The organism is Streptomyces sp. NPDC102514, assembly GCF_055584525.1.
The window spans coordinates 182,460-204,346 of record NZ_JBVJLW010000003.1 but is presented as its reverse complement, the minus strand read 5'-3'; the positions used below and the strand labels follow the sequence as shown (position 1 = coordinate 204,346).

Annotated in this window: 20 protein-coding genes and 1 pseudogene; 6 read left to right on the top strand and 15 right to left on the bottom strand. The window is 68.9% G+C overall.

Features of this window, described 5'->3' with window-relative positions; translation table 11 throughout:
* Positions 1-214: 214 nt before the first annotated feature.
* The 5 genes from ACZ60E_RS09125 to ACZ60E_RS09105 form a co-directional block, all read right to left on the bottom strand.
* The gene (locus tag ACZ60E_RS09125) at positions 215-550 is read right to left on the bottom strand and encodes an ankyrin repeat domain-containing protein (protein WP_469439157.1); all 336 of its coding nucleotides are present in this window, start codon (positions 548-550) and stop codon (positions 215-217) included.
* A gap of 481 nt (positions 551-1,031) precedes the next feature.
* Positions 1,032-2,990 (bottom strand): DUF6461 domain-containing protein, encoded by a 1,959-nt coding sequence (locus ACZ60E_RS09120; protein ID WP_469439156.1) that lies wholly within the window; start codon positions 2,988-2,990, stop codon positions 1,032-1,034.
* Between the two features lie 421 nt (positions 2,991-3,411).
* Positions 3,412-6,570 (bottom strand): discoidin domain-containing protein, encoded by a 3,159-nt coding sequence (locus ACZ60E_RS09115; protein WP_469439155.1) that lies wholly within the window; start codon positions 6,568-6,570, stop codon positions 3,412-3,414.
* Positions 6,571-6,990: 420 nt separating this feature from the next.
* Complete coding sequence (locus tag ACZ60E_RS09110) at positions 6,991-7,542, bottom strand: hypothetical protein (RefSeq protein ID WP_469439154.1); 552 nt, start codon at positions 7,540-7,542, stop codon at positions 6,991-6,993.
* A 302-nt stretch (positions 7,543-7,844) separates the two neighbouring features.
* Entirely contained in the window at positions 7,845-8,258 is a 414-nt protein-coding gene (locus ACZ60E_RS09105) for a hypothetical protein (RefSeq protein ID WP_469439153.1), read from the bottom strand.
* A 141-nt stretch (positions 8,259-8,399) separates the two neighbouring features.
* Here ACZ60E_RS09105 and ACZ60E_RS09100 point away from each other — a divergent pair, with 141 nt between their 5' ends.
* The gene (locus ACZ60E_RS09100; RefSeq protein ID WP_469439152.1) at positions 8,400-8,546 is read left to right on the top strand and encodes a hypothetical protein; all 147 of its coding nucleotides are present in this window, start codon (positions 8,400-8,402) and stop codon (positions 8,544-8,546) included.
* 319 nt (positions 8,547-8,865) lie between these two features.
* Here the strand turns inward: ACZ60E_RS09100 and ACZ60E_RS09095 are convergent, their stop codons facing one another.
* Complete coding sequence (locus ACZ60E_RS09095; protein ID WP_469439151.1) at positions 8,866-9,630, bottom strand: hypothetical protein; 765 nt, start codon at positions 9,628-9,630, stop codon at positions 8,866-8,868.
* Between the two features lie 805 nt (positions 9,631-10,435).
* Here ACZ60E_RS09095 and ACZ60E_RS09090 point away from each other — a divergent pair.
* Entirely contained in the window at positions 10,436-10,669 is a 234-nt protein-coding gene (locus tag ACZ60E_RS09090; RefSeq protein WP_469439150.1) for a hypothetical protein, read from the top strand.
* Positions 10,670-10,927: 258 nt separating this feature from the next.
* Here the strand turns inward: ACZ60E_RS09090 and ACZ60E_RS09085 are convergent, their stop codons facing one another.
* Entirely contained in the window at positions 10,928-11,380 is a 453-nt protein-coding gene (locus ACZ60E_RS09085; protein ID WP_469439149.1) for a winged helix-turn-helix transcriptional regulator, read from the bottom strand.
* An 88-nt stretch (positions 11,381-11,468) separates the two neighbouring features.
* Here ACZ60E_RS09085 and ACZ60E_RS09080 point away from each other — a divergent pair, with 88 nt between their 5' ends.
* Positions 11,469-12,791, top strand: a complete 1,323-nt coding sequence (locus ACZ60E_RS09080) for an MFS transporter (RefSeq protein WP_469439148.1) — start codon at positions 11,469-11,471, stop codon at positions 12,789-12,791.
* Between the two features lie 137 nt (positions 12,792-12,928).
* Here ACZ60E_RS09080 and ACZ60E_RS09075 read toward each other — a convergent pair whose 3' ends face one another.
* On the bottom strand, positions 12,929-13,696 hold the full coding sequence (locus tag ACZ60E_RS09075; protein ID WP_469439147.1) for an SDR family oxidoreductase: 768 nt from the start codon (positions 13,694-13,696) through the stop codon (positions 12,929-12,931).
* A 103-nt stretch (positions 13,697-13,799) separates the two neighbouring features.
* Positions 13,800-14,105, bottom strand: a complete 306-nt coding sequence (locus ACZ60E_RS09070; RefSeq protein ID WP_469439146.1) for a putative quinol monooxygenase — start codon at positions 14,103-14,105, stop codon at positions 13,800-13,802.
* Positions 14,106-14,219: 114 nt separating this feature from the next.
* Between ACZ60E_RS09070 and ACZ60E_RS09065 the strand changes: the two genes are divergently transcribed.
* On the top strand, positions 14,220-14,756 hold the full coding sequence (locus ACZ60E_RS09065; protein ID WP_384811783.1) for a winged helix-turn-helix transcriptional regulator: 537 nt from the start codon (positions 14,220-14,222) through the stop codon (positions 14,754-14,756).
* A 115-nt stretch (positions 14,757-14,871) separates the two neighbouring features.
* On the opposite strand, the gene ACZ60E_RS09060 is transcribed toward ACZ60E_RS09065, so the two are convergent.
* The 3 genes and pseudogenes from ACZ60E_RS09060 to ACZ60E_RS09050 all read right to left on the bottom strand — a co-directional run bounded on the left by ACZ60E_RS09060 (position 14,872) and on the right by ACZ60E_RS09050 (position 16,820).
* Positions 14,872-15,243: a VOC family protein gene (locus tag ACZ60E_RS09060; RefSeq protein WP_453790972.1), complete on the bottom strand. Its 372-nt coding sequence runs from the start codon at positions 15,241-15,243 to the stop codon at positions 14,872-14,874.
* Between the two features lie 23 nt (positions 15,244-15,266).
* Positions 15,267-15,386: pseudogene (locus ACZ60E_RS09055) on the bottom strand (IS5/IS1182 family transposase); the annotation flags it as partial.
* Positions 15,387-15,911: 525 nt separating this feature from the next.
* Positions 15,912-16,820, bottom strand: a complete 909-nt coding sequence (locus tag ACZ60E_RS09050) for a LysR family transcriptional regulator (RefSeq protein WP_469439145.1) — start codon at positions 16,818-16,820, stop codon at positions 15,912-15,914.
* A 121-nt stretch (positions 16,821-16,941) separates the two neighbouring features.
* On the opposite strand from ACZ60E_RS09050, the gene ACZ60E_RS09045 reads away from it, so the two are divergent.
* On the top strand, positions 16,942-18,189 hold the full coding sequence (locus tag ACZ60E_RS09045) for a pyridoxal phosphate-dependent aminotransferase (RefSeq protein WP_469439144.1): 1,248 nt from the start codon (positions 16,942-16,944) through the stop codon (positions 18,187-18,189).
* Positions 18,190-18,346: 157 nt separating this feature from the next.
* On the opposite strand, the gene ACZ60E_RS09040 is transcribed toward ACZ60E_RS09045, so the two are convergent.
* Positions 18,347-19,186, bottom strand: a complete 840-nt coding sequence (locus ACZ60E_RS09040; RefSeq protein ID WP_469439143.1) for a COG4705 family protein — start codon at positions 19,184-19,186, stop codon at positions 18,347-18,349.
* Positions 19,187-19,277: 91 nt separating this feature from the next.
* On the opposite strand from ACZ60E_RS09040, the gene ACZ60E_RS09035 reads away from it, so the two are divergent.
* Positions 19,278-20,333, top strand: a complete 1,056-nt coding sequence (locus tag ACZ60E_RS09035) for a bile acid:sodium symporter family protein (protein WP_469439142.1) — start codon at positions 19,278-19,280, stop codon at positions 20,331-20,333.
* A 135-nt stretch (positions 20,334-20,468) separates the two neighbouring features.
* Here ACZ60E_RS09035 and ACZ60E_RS09030 read toward each other — a convergent pair whose 3' ends face one another.
* Both ACZ60E_RS09030 and ACZ60E_RS09025 read right to left on the bottom strand, forming a co-directional pair.
* Positions 20,469-21,398, bottom strand: coding sequence for a M56 family metallopeptidase (locus ACZ60E_RS09030; RefSeq protein ID WP_469439141.1), 930 nt, complete (start codon positions 21,396-21,398; stop codon positions 20,469-20,471).
* Positions 21,395-21,766 (bottom strand): BlaI/MecI/CopY family transcriptional regulator, encoded by a 372-nt coding sequence (locus ACZ60E_RS09025; protein ID WP_469439140.1) that lies wholly within the window; start codon positions 21,764-21,766, stop codon positions 21,395-21,397. The genes ACZ60E_RS09030 and ACZ60E_RS09025 overlap by 4 nt, the downstream gene beginning before the upstream one ends.
* Positions 21,767-21,887: the final 121 nt, after the last annotated feature.

The window sequence follows — 21,887 nt, the reverse complement described above, 5'->3', positions numbered from 1 at the left end:
CCACTGTTGGCTCCTCAGCTTCATCAGCACGTTCTGAACTTGACTCTGTCGGGGATCTTGGAGCGCGGAGGCCAGCTGCCTAGCGTCGGTTGGCGGCAGTGGGCTGAGGGGCTCGATGCCGACGGCGATGGCCGTTAGACGCGACGGCCCGCCGGCTCTTCTCCACGTGGATGGAGGCCCGAGCGTGGGCCAAGCTCCACGGTGACAAGCACGTTCATCTGTCTGCGCCGTCCTGCCCGCTGATGTGTCGACGCAACAGTTCTACCGCCAGGATGTGGTCGTACTCCTCGGCTATGTCGATGGGCGTGTGACCGTCGGGATCCGGCAGCTGCGGGTCGGCGCCGAAGGCCAGCAGGATGGCCGTGGTGTGCACGGTCAGCGGGCGCCCGCTCTGCAGCGTGCTGTCTCCCTCGACGTCAATGGCGTGCGTCAAGAGCGTCGAGTTGCCCTGCACCTCGTTGGGATCGGTACCGGTGGCCAGCAGGCGCGCCAAAGTCTCGGCATCCTCGTGCTCCACCGCAAAGTGGGCTGGCGTCCAGTAATCGTTCACCAGGCCATTCAACCCACTCCACCCGTGTCCACCAAGGGGTTTTTGCACCGTGCGCACTGCCAAGTGAGATGACGTACTGGTCTCCGGAGAAGCCGAAAATTCCCAGGTGAGTGGGTCTCCCCTCGGAGTAGAGCTCGATGTAGGAACCGGTCCGCCGGATCCGCCGCTCACCGAACAGGTTCCCTCGCGCTCCTCATGATTCGCAGACTCGTTGGCATAGGCAGCAAGCTCTTCGTACTGCCCCACCGTCGGGCGGCCCGCGGGCCCCGGCCCGTCATCGTGAAGGCAGATGCCGATGTTCCTGACCGTCTGCGATGTCGGTCCCGCTCAGCACCCCTGCTGCTCGGGCCGACAGTGCGCAGTCCTGGAAGCCATCGGCCTAATGGCGCTGCCTTCGGAGCGCCACGTGACGTGCGGCAGCCCCTCTGTAACGGGGGTCAGGTCGTGGTGTGCCGCGTGCTGTGGGGTCGCGCGGCCTTGTTCATCCGAGAGCCGGGATGATCACCCACCTTGCGGTGCCGGCCACGTCCGCCACAGTGGGCCGGATTCCGGCGGTACGGCAGAAGAGTTCGAGAGTCCCGTCGAACGCGGCCTCCTGGGGATCCTCCATGTCCATCGCCTCCATGGCCGCTAGGACCTCCGGGATGGTCGGCTCCTCGTAGTCGCCCTCTTCGGAATGATCGGCCACCACCTCGCCGTCGCGATACACCACGAAGGTGGTGTCCGCGTTGATGCTCCTGGAGCAGGCCACGGCGAAGGTGCCGACGGAGAGTGCCGAACTGTCGGTTCCCGGGTGGCCCATGTTCTCGACGATCAGTGTGTGCGGGCCGAGGGCGAACGCGGCCACGCATACGTCGTCGAAGGCGGCGTCCTCGATCGCACTCTGTGTCAGCAGGTCGTCCCAGGTGCCCGTTCGGACCTGGTCCGGGTCGACGCCCAGGCGCCGCAAGGCCTCGTCGGGTGTCGTGTCGTGCACGACGGCGATGGAGAAGTACTCCAGCCCGTTCAGCTCCTCCAGCCACGTCTCGAAGTCCTCGTCCGGCTCTGGCGCGGCGGCGTCCGTTTCCGCCACCTCCTCGCCGTTGCGCCACACGACCGTGCCGTCCGCGCGGCGCAGTAGGACTTCCCCGCTCTCCACGAGCAGTTCATCGGCCGGACCGGCCAGCGCCGGCCGCTCGGGGTCGTCGTCGAGGATTCGCAGCATGCCGTCCTCGTCCAGGAACAGCCCTGGCTGCTGAGCCTCTCCCAGGTACTCGTACCAGAGCCACGTGCCGTCCGCTCCGAACAGCACCAGACGCCGGTCGTCATTGTGGCCGAGTACGGTGCTGCCGTCGGCGGAGGTGAGGGAGTGCTGGCGGAGCGTCTGACCCCGGCGCAGAACCGCGCCGCGCGGCGTGTCCACAGCCGGGGCGTCGCAGGAGGTGTGTGCGTCCACCGACCACACCGCGCGGCCCTGCGTGTCGAGCAGATCCACCCGGCCGTCGTCCCGGACGGCGAGCCGCCGTGCACCCGAACCGGCCGTACCGGAGCGCCAGACGGGCGCGCCGTGCGCATTGTGCAGCACCAAGTCGCCGTCGGGCGTCAGTTCGGCCCAGGTGCTCTCGGCCCAGTGCGTGCCGGCCGACCACACGTCACGGTGCTCGGCGTTGCAGCGCAGCACGAGGTCGCCGTTCCCCTGGTGGGTCAGGGTGTGCGAACCGGAGGGGGAGGTGAGCGACTGGTGGCGCAGGCGTCCGCCGGTGCCGAGCTCCGCTCCGCCGTAGGCGTAGGGGGCTCCCGCGGACACCGGCGTGGCCGGGTTCGGGGTGCCCTCGTGCCACAGGACGGTGCCGGCGGCATCCGTCAGGCACAGCGTCCGGGCCTTCGCCTTGGAGCCGTGGATGGGCAGCATGCGCCAGCTGAGCACGGTGCCTTCCTGCTCCAGCCAGTCGACCAGCGGCCCGGACAGCGCGTAGCTCCCGCCGCCGCCGTTGGGCCAGCGCTCGCCGATCCGGAGCTGTCCGTCCTGTTCCCGTACGACGGTCCGCCGCTTCTTGCCTTCGCTGAGCAGGTATCGGCCGACGGTGATGTCGGCGGCGGGGGCGGCGTCCCGCAGCGGCTGTGCTTCGACCGGGCCGGTGCGCACGTTGGCCAGCCGCACATGCTCGCCGTCGAGCAGTTCCAGGTCGCCCTCGTCGGTGAGGATCAGGTACTGGGCGCCGCGTGCTGCGAAACCCGAGCGCCAGACCGTCTCGTGGTTGTCCCCGGCCTCGACCTGAACCTCGCCCCCGTCGCCGAGCAGCAGTCGTCCGGCGGCCCCCGCCCGCCAGGTGACCTCGTCCCGCTCGGTGTCCGTGATCACGGCGATGCCCGCCGCGTCGTGGTGCAGGACGAACCGTCCGTTGGGCGCGCGCAGTTGTTCGTCTGCGTGGAGGCGGTTGAACTGGAGGATTTCGTGCATGGTGACCTTTTCTCGTGCTGGGCGCCGCGGGTGCGTCGTGCTTGATCGCATTGTGTCGGGTGCCACTGACAATCGGCCGGGTGCCGTAGCTATGGCCCACGTTTCCCGTATCGGCCCTGCGCTGCGGCTTTGTTGGAGAGGCGCCCGGCCCCGTTCATCGTCACTTGGCGGCTGACTCTGGCGAGACGGTCTCGCGGCGGGTGATCTCGACCTGGCAGAAAAAGGTGAAGGAAAGCCGAGGTTGCCGTCTACCGCGCTTACGGGGGTGAGCGCGGACACGCTCCGGTGGCGGAACGGGAGTTGTGGACCCCGCGCTGTCAGACCTCGTATCCGGAACCGCTGCCGCGCGGTGAAGAGCCGTCGGCCCCGTGCGCCGACAGCTCATACCTGAGCGGGTGTCGACGCACGGCGGGCCCATCCTTCACCGCAGCGAGAGTTGCACGAGCCGCGCGCTCGCCCTGGCTCCGGATTCGGTGGCGACCACGACGGCGACGTAGCGTGCTTCGGTGTCCGTGCTCAGATTCCGGCTTCGTCCCGGGCCCGTGAGGCGCCCGATCTGCGTGTACGTCAGCCCATCGGCGCTGAACTCGACTTGGACCCCGGGAACCCGCCCGCTCGTCCACTGCGTGCGGATGCTGCGGATCCGCTGGGCTGCGCCGAGGTCGACGACCATCCGACCGCCGGGGCCGGGGGTCCAGGCCGTCGTCGGATCGCCGTCCACGGCCGCAGAGGGGTCCGACATGCCCTGGGGCAGAGGCGCTGTGGGGAAGACGGTACGGCCCAGGGCGAGATCGTTGTGCGGATAGGCGGGAGTGTCCCGCAGGGTGCAGGTGGTGACTCGTCCCGAGCGCACCACGACCACCGCGCCGGCCTTCGGGCCGACGACCTGCACGCGGCAGGACGGACCGCTGAGCCGGACCGTGGAGGCATCGACGACCTCCGCGCGCAGGCCCACGGGCAGCCGGTCGCCGGACAGTGGGCGCAGCGCGAGCCGTGGTGCGAGGACCTGGGCTGTGGCTGCGTCGAGCGCGGCCTCGTAGGAACTGCCCGCCGTAGTCACCGTCTGCCGACCTTCGAACAGCGTCAGGCGTGACCGGGACTGCGGAATCGCGACCTGCGTGGCGATCGCCTGGTCGGAGAGGTTGAAGAGGCTGAGGTGGCCGTCTGTGAGGGCGACACGTACGGCACTGTCTGTGGCGTGAGGGGTGGGGCGGTCGGCCAGTTCGCGAAGGGTGGCGGGGGATGCGTCGGGCAGTCCCTCGACCAGCAGCGGGGCGGCCGGTCCGTCCGCCAGGACCACGGTGTCGCCGTACACGGCCAGTTGGTGTTCAGAGCCCCGCACCACCAGTCCCGCACGGCCGTCGACGTCGAGCCAGCCACCTCGGCTCGACACGTCGGGCGTCGGCCAGGACACCAGGTCGGTCCACTCCAGGCCGTCCATGGAACCTTGCAGAAGGTAGGCGCGCCCCGCGGCGGCCTCCCAGCGCAGACTCACCCGGTCCACGGAGTGTGATCCGCCGAGGTCGACGGCGAGCCAACTGTCCGTGCGGGGGCGTTCTGCCCGCGAGACGGCCCATCTGCTGGCCAGGTTCCCGTCCACTGCCAGGGCCGGCTCCTTGCCGGGATCGAAGGACGACGCGGTGGCCGTCGTGCCACGGGCGAGGTCGGTGCCCGCGGCCCCGTCGCGTGCCTCGAACGCGAACAGGGAGTACCCGTACGCCGGATCGGGCCGGACCCCGGTCATGCGCAGATGACGTACCTCGGTCCGCGTGAACGTGAGGTCGTCCACGCGCGGGGAAGCCGCCTGCGGGCGGGCGTCCTGGGCCGCGACCGTGGTGCTGCCTTCGGCGAAACGGTAGGTACGGGAGCCCGACAGTCCGGCCACGCCGGGCATGGTCAGGTTGTGCACCTCCAGATGTCCTTCTCCGGCGGCGACGCCCGTGGTCGCGTAGACGACGGCGCCCGAGGGCAGAGTCGTCCAACCGGCGTACTCCGCGCCCAGTCGCAGCACGGTCGCGCTGCCGTCGAACCCGTCGCGGACGCGGCTGTACGTCTGCACCTGGCGGCTTTCGACCTTGCCCGACACGGCCGGGAGGAACATCGGGGTGGCTCCGCTGATTTTGAACAGCCAGTCGTCGTGCGCCGGTTGCCAGGCGAACTTCACGAAGCCCGGCTTGGAGACGGCACCGGCCCAGGCTCCTGGGGACTGGTGGGAGACCAGACCCGGCTCGGCTCCGAAGTCGGTGACTCCACGGGCCTGCGCGAACAACTCGGCCTCGGACAGCGGACGGACCGTGCGCCCCTGCTCAGCCGCCCACACATGCAGAAGGTAGCTGATGGCCAACTCGGCCCTGGCCTCCGGCTCGTACTTCGGCTCGCCCGAGAACTTCGCCAGCCGGTACTCCGGAGGATAGGCCTGGTACGCCTCCAGCCGCGAGGCCAGCGAACGCTCCGCACGGGCCGCGGCCCGGTCGCCGGCGACCTGGGCGAGGAAGGCGAGCGGGATGACGTCTCGCCCGTAGAGGTGCTCGCGGTCCGCCACCATGGGCATCAGCGGCTCTCCGGCGTCGCTCATCACACCGAGGAGGGTGCGCCACAGCAGGTCGGCGTTCGGCTGCCGGGTGAGTACCTGCGGCATCGGGCGCCCGGCAACGATGAAGTGCGCGGCGTTACGACCCGACGTGCGCCACAGTTCTTGCTGGTAATGCGGGCCGAAGGACCCGTGGTTCTCGACGATGAACGTGTCGTACAGGTTGCGGGCCGTGTTCGCGGACACGGAAACGCCATCCACGCGAACCGGGTTGGCGAGGTCCGCCGGGGGCAGCCCCGCCTCGTTGCGCGACCAGGTGCCGTATGCGGCCAGCCAGTCGGCGTGCCGGGGGTCGTCCGTGGCCCAGGCCGCACCGGGGGCGAGGGACTGGGCGTACACGCCCATCTCCTCCAGCTTGGTGTCCTTCTGATGGCCGCCGGAGAGGCCGTGCGGGGTCCAGTCGCCGGAGTCCGGGTCGTCGCCCGTGCCCAGGGCAGTTGTGTAGGCCGCCTGTTCGCGCGCGATGGTGTCGACGTGTCCTTGGGTCACTGCGTCGAGCTCGTCCCACAGGAGTCGTGCGGCGAGGACGAAGTACGACTGGAAGGTTGTGTCGAAGAACAGCTTCCGGCCCCACTGGGTGCCGCCGGTCAGCCGGTTGGAGGCGGCGAAGTGCTTGATGGTCGCCAGGGTCCGGGTCCGCAGCGTCTGCTCGTCGACACCGGCCCGATCGCTGTCGTACGCGCCGTGCGTGAGGAGGACCGCATTGCCCAGCACCACGGCGAACCCGAAGTCCTTGTCCGTGTAGTACCCGCGTGCCTGGTCCCACTGCTGCTCGGACCAGCGCGTGTGATTCAGCAGGACGCGATGGTAGACGGCCGCCACCTCGGCCGGTCCTTCGCCGGATTGCCCCGCGGCCCCGCCGGAACGGCCCTCGGCGTGGGCGGCGATGGGCCGTCCGAGTGCCAGAGGCACGGCGGCCAAGCCCGCGGAGACGCCGAGAAGTTGGACGAACCGGCGTCGGGCGACCGGGGGAGGGGGTATGTGCGACACGATCGGCGCCTCTCTCAGCGAGCTAGACAACGTTGTCAAGTGGCAGCGGCAATCTTTCGTCGTGTCGGCGGGGTGCGTCAAGGGGTGTGACGTGTGCGGGGGTTTGTGGGCCGGTGGGGTGCTGGGTGATTTCGGGGGTGGGGGCGGCTGAGGCTGTCGGGTGCCGTGGGGTGCCGTGGGGTGCTGTCGGGTGCAGCATGGTGCAGCCGGGGCCGTCGGGCAGGGCGCGGCGGATCGGGCACTGCCCCGGCGGTTCCGGCGGATCCGGTGGTGTCGATCGGTGCCTGGGGGCTGTTGAGGATGCTGCGGTGCGGTGCCAACGGGGCTTCTTGACGAGGAGGGACCAAGGCTGGCCGGTCAATCCGGAATCCGGTTGAATCGGGCCGGCGCCCTATCCGGGCGCTGCGTTGAGACCGCGAGTCAGTACCGGATCCAGAGCGAACTGGTCCGGTCGTTCATGCGCGCCCCGACATAGCCCACGTTGGGTCCGTCGCCCGTCCCGTCGTACCAGTACTGCGAGTCGCCGTCCCGGTTGTAGCCGTCGTAGATGGTCACCCTGTGGCAGTTGCTGTATGTGTAGAAGCCGGAGATCTCGTTGTCCCAGATGAGGTTCGGTTGCAGGCGGTAGCCCGACGAGTCGCAGGGCCCCTCCTCCGCCGACACGATGATGCGTGTGAGGTTCGGCGGGCTGTTGTAGGCGTTCCAGAACCACTCCATGAGCAGCACGTCGGGCGCGGCAGCCGCTGTGAAGGCCGATGAGTTGGGGTCGTTGCTGCAGGTCTGCGACTTCACCGGTGAGAAACCCCCGTCGACCGACTTGCCGACCTCGACGACGCAGAACTTCCCGTCCCGCTTTCCCTCGGGTGCACCGGCGGCCGTGGCGGCACCGGTCGAGATACCTGTGATGAGTAGGGCCGAGGCGATCATCGCCACTGGTCGGCGGGCGCGGACGGCACCTTTGCGAGCATTCATGGCGTTCCCTCCGTGAGGTCTGACGTTCATGATGTGGACGGGCATGGCGCTGTGGAGCGTGACGCTGACGGGCTACCTCTGTGGGCTCTTTTGGTTCTCGCATCACGGCGGCCTGCTGGTCCGGGACCGAGTCCTGGACGGCAGGACATCGCCCAAGACTCGGTTCCGCAGTGGGACGGCGAGAGCGACACCGGCTGTGCGCAGGGGTACGACGCCGTCGACTGGTTCACCGGCGTCTCCTGGATATGCAGGAGCCCTGTGGTCAACTTGCCCTCGTGAAAGGCCGCGAGGGCGCTGGCGGCTCAGATGCCGCCGACGCTGCCGATGCTGAAGGGCGAGGCGGCGATTTTGTTGCCGGAGGAGACCAGGTAGTTCTGGCCGGTGCAGTTACTTCCGCTCCAGAATCGCTGGGTGATACCGCTGCGATTCCAGAGGGAGAAACTGTAGGCGAGGCTTACTCGCGCGCAGGTGCCGGGTTGCTTCGGGCCGAAGTACTGCACGCTGCCGTCCCATGACGTGTAGTTGTAGTCCTTCCAGAGGCACGAAAAGCCCGTCCCGTTGCATTGAGACAGGTCAGTGGGACCGACATCCGCAGTCGCATGCTGGGGCGAAGCAGGGGAGTGGCCGGCGGCGTTGGCAGGAACCGGTGCTGTCAGCGCGACAGAAAACAGGATGGCGGCTGCTGTACCAGCGAGGAGAGATGATCTCGGTTTCATTATCGCTACCTTCGGGTCGGGTCCTTTCCTCGGTACAGGCTGGCCGCTGCAATCGAACCTGTCCTTACGTGTGAGCGCACTGTTCTTTAGCCCGCGTGCACTGCTGACAGCGCTCTGTATCGGCAGGAAGTTGACGTCGCTGTGGCCGAGGCGGGCGACGGGAACGCCGCGCTCGCCGTGGTGGACGAGGAGCAGGCCGACGTCGCAGTGAGGGACACCGCCGAACCCGAAGCGCCCCGGCCGTGCCGGTACATGCGCGCCTGGTACCGCGCGGGGGAGCGTGACTGAAGGGAGGGAGGCCCGGTGACCGGACGGGGATCGGGCCCTACGGATGCGCATCCGGCACGTGGTGACTCGAAACAGGGAGGGATCCGTGCCGCCTCTGACGCCGAGGCACGGACCCCTCCCGTAGCTGTCTGGCCCTTCACCTGGCCGCCTCGGGCTGACCTGCCTGACAGCGGATCAGCCGTGGCGATGACCGGCAGCTGAATCGAGCACTGCACGCCATCATGCTCATCGGGATGCGGCAGCACGCGGTGGCCAAGGCCTACGTCGGCCTATGTCGCCCGCCAAGCTGTCGCGCAGGCCGAGAGGCAGCCCAGCGGATTCACTTCACTACGACGTTGTCCCCGGCTGAAGTCGACGGCCCGGTGGTGGTGTTGCCGTAGTACGCCCAGCGCCACGTGCCCGTCTTGGATGCCTTCACGGTCGTCTTGAGATTGCCCGAGCCGTTTGCGTACACCTTTTTCACCGTGGTGTAGGAAGTGGTTCCGGTGGCCTTGAACTGCAGGCTCGCCAGACGGCCTTCGTAGGCGGCGTACTTGTTGGTCTCCCAGTTGGCCCGCGTGACCTTTCCGGTCACGGTGAGGGTGCTGCCTTTGGTCACCGGCTCGGGTGAGGCGTTCACGGTCAGGCGGGAGTTGCGCTTGACGTAGACCGTGAGGCCCTTGTCATCAGTGTCACCGCCGCCGCCCTGGAAGGACACCTCGGCCGCGACCTTCCAGGCTCCGGCCTCGCTGTTGAGCATGTCCCACTCGCTCGGGTCGAAGTACATCGTCTCGGTGAAGTCGCAGACGCCCGAGCTCACTTTGATGCAGTCGCTCGTCTCGATGGCGTGCCACAGCCGGTCATCCGCACTGCCGCGGTACAGGAACACCGCCGGCCACTTCCACTTGTGGGTGGTCGTCATCCGGAAGGAGGCGGGCACCGCCACCTCCTTCGACACTCCGATCACGATCGGCTTGCCGCTGTTCACCTGGACGCGGGTGAACGAGACCCCGCCTTCGGCCGCGCCGGCCGGCACCGCGGCCACGCCGGTGAACACCGGGACCGCGCCACCGGCCACGACAGCTCTCCAGAGCTTCTTCCCCACTTGATCCCCGATCTCTGTATGCAAAGGCGCCGCAGACTCGTGCTCCGGCGCGTTTTTCAGACAGCCGGGATCCGCACGGGGTTGTGCACCCGTTGATCACGATCGGGCATCAGGCGATCTTCGTCTCAGGAGGCGATGTGCCGGGGCTGCTCGATGTCGCGTAGAACCTGGTCCCCGGTGGCCGGGACATCACCGACTACAAGGCCCCGATTACGGCCGCGTCGTCCGTAACTGGCATAACTGGCATAACTGGCGTGAGGCCGTGGGGAACCTGGTCTACCCGGCCGCACACCATCACGGCAGCCAGGACGCGGTCACACTAATTGTCGACGTCGTCGAGGGGCGCAGTGACGTTCGCTGGGCAGATGTCCGGGACCCGGGCGGTGCAGAACGTGTGCGGCACTCGCCGGACGCGGACGGGGTCGGCGAGTGCCGGATGGCTCCCCTTCTTTGACGGGGGAGGGGATGGACAGTGGCGACCTGGTTCCCTCGCGCAAAGGGGGGTTCGCCGTGGTGCGGCCGGAGGCGCTGTGTGCGGTGGGCGTACTGCCGGCGTACGGCATCGCCCGGCGCGGCGGACCCGTCGGCGCCGTCCGGTTCGGTGAGGAAGCGGCGCCATTCCCCGTGCACGCCCGGCTGACCTGGGTCGTCGGGGAGCCGCCGGGGACGGTGAACCAGTTCCCGGCGAGTACGGAGGCGGTTCCGATTGCGGTGCAGGGTGGCCAGGACCTGGTTTGGTGTCGGCGCACGCTTGGGCGACACGGGTCTCGTACGCGAACTGTCCCTTCGTGTTACGAAGTTGGGCATGTCAGATGAACGTTTGACGACCGGGCGGTCGCGGGCCCCGTGGCCACGCCGTCGGGCGAGGTTCGGTCTGGCGGCGCTCGGCTTCGGTGGCGCCGCTGTCTTCTCCCACTACTGGCTGGGAGACTCATGGAGCGATGTCCTGTGGTTGGCCATTTCGCTGCTCGTCGTGTCGACGACCATGCTGGAGGTCGTGCAGTTCTACCGCAAGCGCGGTGGGCGGCGGGGGCGTTGACGTGAAGGCGTCCGTGGCGACGCGTCCGTGGCGTTGCGCCGTCGCCGGTGGGCGGCGGTAAGGGCGATTTCTTCGGCGTCAGCGTTTCCAGCGTTCGTGGATGGGCCCGGTTCGCCCAGGAAAGCCGGACGACCACCAGCGTGCCCGCACGAACGGCGAAGCGGATTCTGCCGGATGGCGATGGTGTGATGGAGCGACGGCGAAACGCGGGGGAGTCGCCCCTCCAGCGGCGCACCAGCTCCGGCTCTCCCGTTCAGATCACTCGGCGGTGACCTTATGAACAGTGGTGTCATCGGGATTCAGCCGTTGCCCGTCCGCGGACAGCACTTCCAGTGGGCGCAGGCGTTGCCCCTGTCGGCGGTCGACCAACTGTGAGTGAGGTTCGCCGGGGGCGAAGAAGTTCTGTTCGCCCCACTGCCGCAGTGCCACGATGACGGGGAAGAGGGCCTTGCCCTTCGGGGTGAGTACGTACTCGCGGTAGGCGCTCCCGTCCGAGGCGGGGACGGATTCGAGGACACCGCCGGCGACCAGTGTGCGCAGTCGCGTAGCAAGGATGTTCTTCGCGACGCCGAGGCTGCGCTGGAACTCCCCGAAGCGTCGGCTTCCGTCGAAGGCGTCCCGCACGATCAGCAGGGACCACCAGTCGCCGATCGCGTCCACCGACCGGGCGACGGGACAGTCGCTGTCGTCGAAGCGTGTTCTGGTCACCATGGCGTTCCTCTCTCGTGACGGTTGCAACATGCTACCAAAATAGTTACCTTCGCCAGTGGTAGCAATATGAAACCAGCAGTGTGGAGGGGTGCTGATGCCCGGCAATTGCGAGGCTGTGACGCGACGAACCAGGGACCGAACCAGGGACCGAACCAGGGACCGAACCAGGGACCGAAGCGGGGGCCGGAGCGCGGGCCGAAGCGGGGGGCGAAGTGGGGGGCGAAGTGGGGAACAATCCTCGTTCGTCCTGTCCCGTGGTGTCGTCGTACTGTTCGCCGTCGCCAGCGGGGCCGCCGTGGCCAACGTCTACTTCTCCCAGCCGCTCCTGGTGACCATGGGCCACGACCTCGCCATGAGCCCGGGGCTCGTCGGCAGCGTGGTCACACTCACACAGGTCGGATACGGGCTGGGACTCTTCTTCCTCGTGCCGCTGGGCGACGTGGCCGACCGCAGACGGCTCATCGCAGCCCAACTGCTGCTCCTCGTGGTGGCCCTGGCCGTGGTAGCCACCGCTCACACGGCAGCGATCCTGCTCGCGGGCATGGCCGCCGTGGGACTTCTCGCGGTCGTCACACAAACTCTGGTGGCCTTCGCCGCATCACTGGCCCCTCCCGCCGAGCGTGGACGGGTCGTCGGGCTGGTCACCGGCGGCGTCGTCATCGGGATCCTGCTCGCCCGCACCGCATCCGGTCTCCTGGCCGATCTCGCGGGCTGGCGATCCGTCTACCTCGCCTCGGCATCGCTCACCGCGCTGCTCGCGCTGGTCCTGCACCGAGCGCTGCCGCGCCACACTGACGCTGGGCGGCCACCCCTGCCCTACGGGCAGCTGCTCCGCTCCACGATCACCCTGTTCGCACGGGAACCACTGCTGCGGCTCCGGGCTCTGTTGGGTTTGCTGATCTTCGCCGCCTTCAGCACTCTGTGGAGCAGCATCGCGCTACCCCTCAGCGAGGCCCCGTACTACCTGTCCCACAGCGCGATCGGCGCGCTGGGACTGATCGGTGTCGTCGGCGCGCTGGCTGCGACGATGGCAGGCCGCCTGAACGACCGCGGACTCTCCCGGCGGACCACCGGCATCGCCCTGGTGCTGCTCGTCGTCTCGTGGGTGCCCTTGTCCTTCACCCGGAACTCGCTCTGGGCCCTGGTCGTCGGGGTGATCCTGCTCAACCTCGCCGTGCAAGCGGTCCACGTCACCAACCAGACCCTGATCTACGCGCAACACCCGGACGCGGGCAGCCGATTGATCGGCGGATACATGGTCTTCTACTCGATCGGCAGCGCCACCGGCGCCCTCGCCGCGACCTTCCTCTACACGCTGATCGGCTGGGGTGCGGTACGTGCGTTGGGGGCCGCGTTCAGCTGTTTCGGGTTCGCGCTGTGGGCTTTGGCCGGCCGGGTGGGCGAGGAGTAACCCTGACTGTTTCCACGTCGCCATCAAGAAGATCGGCCAGTTCCTCAGGGGAATCACCGGCACGCCGCGGACCCCGTACCTCGCGCTCTTCCGCCGCAGCCGGTGGGTGAACTGTCCGAACTCGCCGCCGACGTCTGCTACCAGTCGATTTCAGTCGCCAGAAAAGGCTTGTTCTCCGGGGCCTGCTTGCGGGCCGCCAGTACGCGCTCGGCAACTGCGCCGACCGGTACGCGCAGGGGAGGTTCGTCCTGTTCGACGGTGTCGGCCACTGCGGAGGCCACGTCTTCCGGAGTGACCGGCTCGCTGCGCAGGGCACCGAGCATGTCGACCAGCGGAGCGTACGGGTCCTTCTCCTTCACGAACACCTTGGCGCGTTCAGCGCCACCGGAGGAGACCGCCCCGGGCTGGATGACACTCACCTTGACACCGAAGTGACCCGTCTCGATGGCGAGCGTCTCGGCGAGCGCCTCCAGCGCCCATTTACTGGCTCCGTACGGGCCGATCATCGGCAGCACCAGGCGCCCCTGGATGCTGGAGATGAAGACGAGACGGCCCGCTCCCTTTTCTCGCATCGCGGGAAGGACGCCCTGCACCACCCGCAACGCCCCCAGGGTGTTGAGCTGGAAGAGCCGCTCGACTTCTGCGAGCGGCACGCTTTCCAGGGGTGCGCGCACGGTGTCCCCTGCGTTGCTGATCAGTACGTCGATGTCGCCGGCGTCCCTCATGGCCTGGTCGACGCTTTCCTGATCCGTGACGTCGAGGCGCAGCCGTCGATCTACGGGGAGGTCTGCCAGTTGTTCCGGACGGCGTGCGGTGGCGACCACTCGGTGGCCGCGGTCGGCGAGTTCGACGGCTGCGGCCCGGCCGATACCTCTGGACGCGCCGGTGACGAGTACGGACGACATGGTGAACCTCCTGGTTCGAAGGGGGTGGGCGGACGGACCCGGTCGGGAGTCGATCGGGCCGGGAGTCGATCGGGCTGGGAGCCGACCTGGCCAGGCGATTGGCTCAGGCGGCGCCCTTGTCGCCGACGAGGTTGCCCTTCATGAGCCACGTCGGGCCTTCGGCGTATGTGCTGGCCTGCGCGAAGAACGCCGCGAAGTAGGGGCCACCGGCATGGGCGTTGAAAGCATCTACGTCCGCGTAGACCTCGTTCAGATAGAAGACATCGGGGTTCTCCTCGTCGGCGATGACTTCGAACCGGTGTGAGCCGGGCTCGTTCGCGAGGGAGTCGCGTGCGGTCCGCGCCGCCGCTTCGACGAAGTCGTCGCGGTGCTCCGGCTGGACGGTGAAGGAAACGAGGAATTGGTACATGGGGCTGCTCTCCTCAAGCTGGACGATGTGAGCAGTTCACTGACTGAACTGCTCTCCTCGTCACCGTAACACGCATCAGTTCAGTGAGTGAACTAGCTCTGTTAGAATCGGCGCATGACGCTCCCCAACACCTACGCGGACCGGAACTGCCCGCTGGCGCGAACACTGGAGGTCGTCGGAGAGCGCTGGACACTGCTGATCGTCCGAGACGCGTTCTACGGGGTGCGCCGGTTCGGGGACTTCGCCACGCAGCTCGGGATCCCGCGCGCCGTCCTGACCTCGCGACTCAAGTCCCTGGTGCAGGAGGGCGTGCTGACGCGTGACGACGGCAGTGCGGGCGGAGTCGAGTACCGGCTGACCGCCAAGGGCATCGCCCTGTGGCCGGTGGTGCACTCTCTGATGAACTGGGGCGAGGCCTTTTACTCCCCCGACGGACCGAAGCGCGTCCTCCGCCACGACCAGGACGGGGGCCTCCTCGACCCTCAGGGTCGCTGCCAAGAGTGCGGTTCCGTCGTCCCTGTCCCGGAGATCCGACTGGAGACCGGCCCTGGATTCCAGCCGTCGGACTCCGTTCAGGATCCGGTGTCCACCGCGATCAACACCCCGCGCCGCCTGCTCGAACCGATCACGACGCCTCGCGCATCTCGCTGAGGGGTTTCAGCGAAGCGCCACCGGCGGTTGTGGTGAGGTGATCGTCGGGATAGCGGGCGTAGGCAACGTCGACCCGGTCCAGATCTGGCTGCAAACTTGATCGGCCGGGCCAGCCCTAGCCTGTAAGGGTCTGCTTGGGGCGGACTACGCAGAACTCGTTCCCCTCTGGGTCTGCCAGCACGGTCCATGACTCGTTGCCGCTCTGCCCGACGTCGGCCCTGCGGGCGCCGAGTGCGAGGATGCGCTCGATCTCGGTCTCCCGGTCCTCTGCGGCAGATGTCAGATCGAGGTGCAGCCGGTTCTTGACGACCTTGTGGTCAGTCACCGGCATGAAGCAGATGCCCACGGGCGCGGTCTCGTCCGGCCCGATCACGACCTCCCGCTCCCGTTCGGACAGGATTCGCCAGCCCAGGACCGCAGACCAGAACCGGGCCAGGGCGGGCAGGTCATGGGCGTCGATGACTATGTGGTGCAGGGATAAAGGCACGTCGGTCAGTATGCTCCGTGATCGACGGAACGGGCCCCAGTCAGCCGGTCGATGGTCCGCTCGACCTCGTTGCGGCGACGGTAGATCGTCGCGTCGAACCGCGTGTGTCGGCCGCCTTGGCTGTCGCGGCGCCGGCGGTTGGCCCCTCAATCTGAGTCCTCCGCCGCCGATATGTGTACTCAGCTTGAAGAATGCAGACGGCCGCCCTCGTTCTCGTGGCACGCGCACCCGGTGATCCAGCACGCTCCAGATATACCCCTGGGTGCATGAGCAGGTCCTTCTCCGGGGTGATGTGGGTTCCCGCCCCGGTCGGGGAGGCTAGAAACGCGGATCGGATGCGGCGGTGGGAGAGAACGAAGTTATGGCGACGTGCAAGAAGTGCGGTGTCCGAAAGCGCAGTTGGCCCCGTGACTGCTCGCAGTGCCGATCCAAGTCGGACCGGACGGACGCTGCTGCAGACGCAGTCGATCTCGCTGTGGCGGGAGGACTGTTCGGTTGGATCTGGCGAGGGATCATGGCAGTTGTACGGCTGGTGCTGCGTGCGGTGAACTGACCAGCCCCGTCGTGAGCGGCTGTCCGGCCTAGACCTCTGGGCTAACAGATGCCGAGCAGCGAGAACCGGGTTGCGCAGGGCGCTGCTGCGGCGCCTGATGCCTCCGCCTGCCCAGTCAGCGGCCGTCAAGGGCAACCCGGGCAGCCTGCAGGCAGGCGTTGATGGCGGGGTCCTCGCTCGCGGTCCGGCGGGTGAGGGCCTGGATGGTGCGGTGCATGCGCGGGGAAAGCGGCAGGGCCGTGATGGTGGCGTGCTCGGCGGCCAGTTCGGTGGGCAGGAGGGCGAGGCCGGTACCGGTCGCCACCACGGCGGCCTGCACGTGCAGGCCCTCGAACTCCCAACGGCGCAGCGGCGAGGCGTCGGCCGCGGCCAGCCGTTCGTCCCCTGCCACCCGGGACAGACGGCCGGGTGGTGCGCACAGCCAGGTCTCTGCACGTACGGCGTCGCGCAGTCGGACGGCGGTGACAGGGCCAGGCCGTTCCGCGAGGTCGTGGCCGGCGGGGACGGCCACCACGATCTCCTCCCTGTGCAGGTGGTGCGCCACCAGACCGGAGACCTGGGCCGGGGGTTTGGCCTCCCAGTGGTCGATCACGGCGAGGTCGTAGCTGCGATCCAGAACCGCGGCGGCCGCCGTGGGGGCGCTCGTCTCGTGGGCCACGATGCTCAACTCGGGATGGTCGCGTTGCAGTGTGGCGAGGTGGGGAGCCAGGACAGGGGCCAGCCCGGGAATGCAACTGAGTGCCACCCGGCCCGCCACGGTCCCGGCCCGGACCCGCATCCGGCTCGCGGCGGCTTCCGTGGCGGCGAGGATGCGCCCGGCATGCTCGGCGAGTTCGCGTCCCGCATCGGTCAGGTTGGCGCGCTGTGCGGTGCGTTCCAGCAGTGCCACCCCCGCCTCGCGTTCCAGTGCGGCCAGTTGCTGGGAGATGGCGGAAGGCGAGTAACCCAGGTCGGCGGCCGTCGCGGTGATGGTGCCCCGTGCGGCGAAGCGGTGAAGGATCTCCAGCCGACGCAGATCCAGCATCAGGACTCCTTAAAGTGAGGACCACATACTCGCGCTTTCTCTAACGCTACCGCTGCGGCAGTGTGGAAGTGATCCCGGCGTCCCGTCGACGTATCGGCCCCGCCCTCCCAGGAGCACCACTGTGACCACCCACTCCGCCACACTCGCCATCGATGAGGCCGTCCATGCCCGGCGACAAGCCGGGCACGAGGTCCTGCACCTGGGCTTCGGCGAAGCCGGGCTGCCGATTCCCCCCGGCCTGGTCGAGGTGCTCGCCGGCTCGGCACACCACAACCACTACAGCCCGGTCGCCGGGACGGCCGAGGCCCGCGAGGCCGCGGCAGGCTGGTTCGAACGCCGCAGCCTGCCCACGCGGCCGGAGCAGATTCTCTTCGCCCCCGGCAGCAAGCCCCTGATCTTCGCCTTGCTGGCCGCCATCGGCGGAGACGTGGTGCTGCCCTGCCCGTCCTGGGTCTCCTACGCCGCCCAGGCCGCGCTCCTCGGCCGTCGGGTCATCCCCGTGGCCGTCCCCGCGGAAGCCGGTGGCATCCCAGACCCTGCACTGCTCGAAGAAGCCCTCAAGCAGGCCGTCGCCGACGGTGCCGAGCCAGGTGTGCTGGTGCTCACCGTGCCGGACAACCCCACGGGCACCGTGGCCTCGGCGGAGCAGGTGGACGAGGTCTGCGCCGTTGCCGAACGCCACGGCCTGGCCGTCGTCAGCGACGAGATCTACGCCGAGCTCTGCCATCAGGGCACCGCGCCCAGCCCTGTCCGGCGCCTGCCCGACCGCACCGTCGTGACCACCGGCCTGAGCAAGTCCCTCGCCCTGGGCGGGTGGCGGATCGGATTCGCCCGTACCCCCGACAGCCCTTGGGGGCGCAGGCTGCACGGCGAACTGACCGGCATCGCCAGCGAGGTCTGGTCCAGCCTGGCCACCCCGATGCAGACGGTGGCCGCCCACGCCCTGGCCGACCCTCCGGAAGTCACCGCCCACATCGCCGCCTCACGGCATGTGCATGCCCGTGTCGCGGCTGCGGTGTACCAGCGCGTCACGGCCGTCGGCGCCGGCTGCCGCCCGCCCCAGGCCGGCTTCTACCTCTACCCCGACTTCGCGCCCGCTCGCGCCGAACTCGGCCGACAGGGCATCACCACCAGCATCGATCTCGCCACCGCACTTCTCGACCACCATGGCATCGCCACCTTGCCCGGCAGCGCGTTCGGTGACTCCGAAACCGCCTTGACCCTCCGACTGGCCACCAGCCTCCTGTACGGGACCACGCCCGGCGAGCGTCTGGCGACCCTGGAGGCCGACTCGCCCGAGGACCTGCCATGGGTGAGTGCCGCGCTCGACCGGCTGAGCGAGGCACTCACCACACTCACGCGCCCGTAGAAGCGAGTAAGCGAGTAGCTGTCCAGCGGAGCGCCGATCAGTACGGCGCCGGCGTTCTCCCGTTCGTCGATGAGCGTCAGTCGGTGGGCGCGCGTCGACACCAGCTCGGCTCAGTTGTCAGCGTCAGCCGGTGTACACGTATCGACATCAGCTCAGCTCAGATCGCCCGCCGTGCGGCACCCGGCCGTTCCGTGACGTCCTTGCGCGTCACCGCCAGGTAGACGACCAGGCCGAGGATGACCGTGAGGAACAGCGCGCTGGTGACGACCGTGCCGAGGCCGACTCCGCCGTCACCGGTCGGCTGGGACAGGTAGTCGCCGATCGAGGCCCCGAGGGGGCGGGTGAGGATGTAGGCGATCCAGAAGCTCCACACCGCGTTCAGTCCCAGCGTGAAGTGCGCGACCGCCACGGCGCCGATGGCCAGGGCGAACAGGACAGCCGCGAGCCAGTAGCCGAGGTTCATCCGCTCGGAGACGAGGTCGCCGGCCGCCGTGCCCAGGGCGAAGGTGAACAGCACCGCCAGCCAGTAGAACGACTCACGGCTCGGGGTGTCGATGCTGTGGATCGACAAGGTCCGCTCGCGCCGGTACCAGACGGCGAAGACGACCGCGAGGAGGACCGCGAACACCGCGGTGCTCGTCTCCAGCGGTACGCCCATGTTGTCGGTGAGATTGTCGCTGATCAGGGTGCCGACGACGCTGATCAGGGCGACGGCGAGCCAGTACACGCCCGCGCGGTACCCGGTCGTGCGGAACTGGACGACCAGGACGGCCGCGAGCAGTGCGCTCATGAGCAGGGACACACCGGTCAGGCCCAGACCGGCCTTCTCGTTGAGGAGGTCGGCCGCGGTCTCGCCGACGGTCGTGCACAGGACCTTGATGATCCAGAAGTAGGCGGTGACCTCGGGGACCTTGTTCCAGCGCAGTCGATGGGAGGGGCCGGAGAGGGGACTCCCGCCCGGTTCGGCTTCGGGTGTGTTGGACAGTTCGTACGTCATGGGCGAGACGCTGCCAGCGGTTACCTGAACACATCCTGACTGCCGCGCGGCTTCCGCGACCTGCCGGATCCGGCCTGATGACGATGGACGCATGCACACCCACGCGGCGTCCTGGCTGCGCCACCGGCTCGGACGCGCCGTCGTCCTTGCCTACGCCCTCGCTCTGTTCCTTCCCGGCCCCGGCCTGTGGCTGCGCGGCCCCCACGCCTTACCGCAGGCGCACCTGACGCTGAACGTCCCGTCGTTCCTGCTGTCCCTGGTGTTGTTCTTGGCCGGGCTGCAGGTCCCCGTCCGTGCGCTCGGCCGTCTGCTGCGGCGTCCGACAGCCCTGCTCGCCGGGCTCGTGCTGCACCTCGCGATCCCGCTGGCGGTCGTGCCGTTCGTCGCCTTCCTGCTGCGGCGAACGCCCGATACGGACGGCGGCAGCGGACTGCTCACGGCGATGATCCTCATCGTGGCGATGCCCGTCGCCGTGGGGGCCACCGTGTGGACGGACAAGGGCGACGGCGACCAGCCGACGATGGTCGGCCTCGTGCTGGCCTCCACCCTCCTCAGCCCGCTCACCACCCCCTTCCTCCTGCAGGCCCTGGCACCGCTGCTCAGCGGCGGCTACGCACACACCCTCGCCGGCACCGGCCGCCTGATCCAGGGCGGATTCGGTCTGACCTCCGTGGTCCTGCCCTGCTCGGCCGGCCTTCTGGGCGCGCTGGCCCTGCCCGCGCGGTGGCTGTCCCGCCTCCAGTCGGCGGTGGCGCCCGTGGCCATGACCGGCTCGCTGCTGCTGACCTACGTAAATGCCAGCGGCGCTCTCGGCTCCGCATTGGCCCGGCCGCGCCCTCTGCTGTTCGTCGCCGCTGCGGCGGTGGCGGGCCTGGTCTGTCTGCTCTCCTTCGCCCTCGGCCGTACCGCAGCCCGTGTCCTGCGGCTCGAAGCGAGCGCCGCCTCGTCGTTGACGCTCGCCTGCGGCATGAACAACAGCAGCGCGAGCGCCGTCCTGATCACCACGTCCCTGCCCGACAAACCACACCTGCTGCTACCGGTCCTCGCGTACGGGCTGCTGCAGAAGACCGCCGCGAACCGCATCGTCACCCGCGGCAAGATCGTCACCCGCGGAAAGCACGATTCCGCGCCCGCAGCGCGACCCTGACCCCTTATCGGCCGTCTCGCGGGTCGGCCTCTTCCTGTCAACGCCAACGCCAACGCCAATGCCGGTGCCGGTGCCGGTGCCGGTGCCGCGCCCGGACCAGGGCTGCCGGGGTCACCCGAGCCGGTGCCGAAGCGGTTACGGGCTCTCCTCGCCCTGCGCGACCTCGACCTCGTGGTGGAAGTCGACGACACCGACCGCCCCGGCGGCGACGGACAGGACCGTACAGGCGACCAGAAGGAACGCGGTCCAGCGCGCGGCCCGTGAGCGCACCGCGACGGGTTGGAGCAGGGCGGTGACGCGTCGCGGAATTGGCCCGGTCGTCGCCGCGGGCGCGAAATCCGGGCGGGCGGACTGCGCGTCGTGGCCCGCGAGGGCGGCGCGCGCGATGGCCGTCGCCATCAGATGGCGGTCACCGACGACGCCGGCGGCGCTCTCGTCGGCGGCCCGCTCGGCGGCAAGACGGATGGCGTCGCGGACCGCGCGCAGGGCCGGATGACAGTGGGCGGCGAGTTCGGCGACGGCCAGATGGTAGTGGTGGCCGGCCCGGTTGTGCGCCCGCTCGTGGGCGAACAGGGCTTCACGCTCGGCAGGTCCCAGGCTGCGCAGCATCGCGGTCGTGACGACGATGCGGTGGGGCCGTCCGGGAAGGGCGTACGCGTCCGGGTGGGGCGAGTCGACGACGCACAGGTCACCGGCGGCGGGGCGGCTGTCCGCCTGCCGCCGGGCGGTCCGGAAGTCACGGGTCTGCCGCAGGGCGGAGCACACGACGGTCCAGGCACTGAGGGCGAGCACTCCGGTGGCCGCCGCGGCAGCGGGCAGGACGAGGAGGTCCGAGGGGCTTCGCAGGGGATGGACGAGTTCCCCGAGGGCCGCGAAGACAGGGAACTTGAGCAGTCCGATCAGGACCAGGGAACCGAGAGCGGCGACGCAGACTCCGGCCAGCGCGAGGGCCGAGACGGTGAGCACCCACAGCGCGGTGGCGGGTACGAGACGGTCGAGGGTTCTGCGGGCCGCCATCGGCGCGAGGAAGGGAAGGACCAGCGGTACGAGCAGCAGGGCGGTCATCGCTCGTCGCCCTCCAGAAGCCGGCGCAGGTGCTCCTCGTCGCCGGGAGCGAGCTGGGCGACGAAGCGGGCGAGGACCGTCTCCCGGTCGGTGTCCCGGTCGAGTTCGGAGTGCATGCGCCGCGCGGTCAGGCCGGGTGCGTCCTGTACGGGGCTGTAGGCATAGCCGCGGCCCTGTCGTTCACGGCTGACGACCCCCTTCTCGTGCAACCGCGTCAACGTCGTCGTCACCGTCGTACGGGCCAGTTCGGAACCGAGTCCGCTCTGTACCCCGCCGGGTGTGAGCGGGATCCCCGCAGCCCACAGCACGCCCATGACGGCGGCTTCGAGCTCGCCGGCAGGTCGCCTCTCGTCCCTCGCGTCGGTCATGGGAACGTTCCTCACTTCGCGATCGTCTACAGTGCAATAGACCGTCTACTGGATTGTAGTCGATCGCCGGTTGTCGCTGCCCCGCCATGTCCGCCGGCCGGGAAAAGGAAGGGCGCTCTCG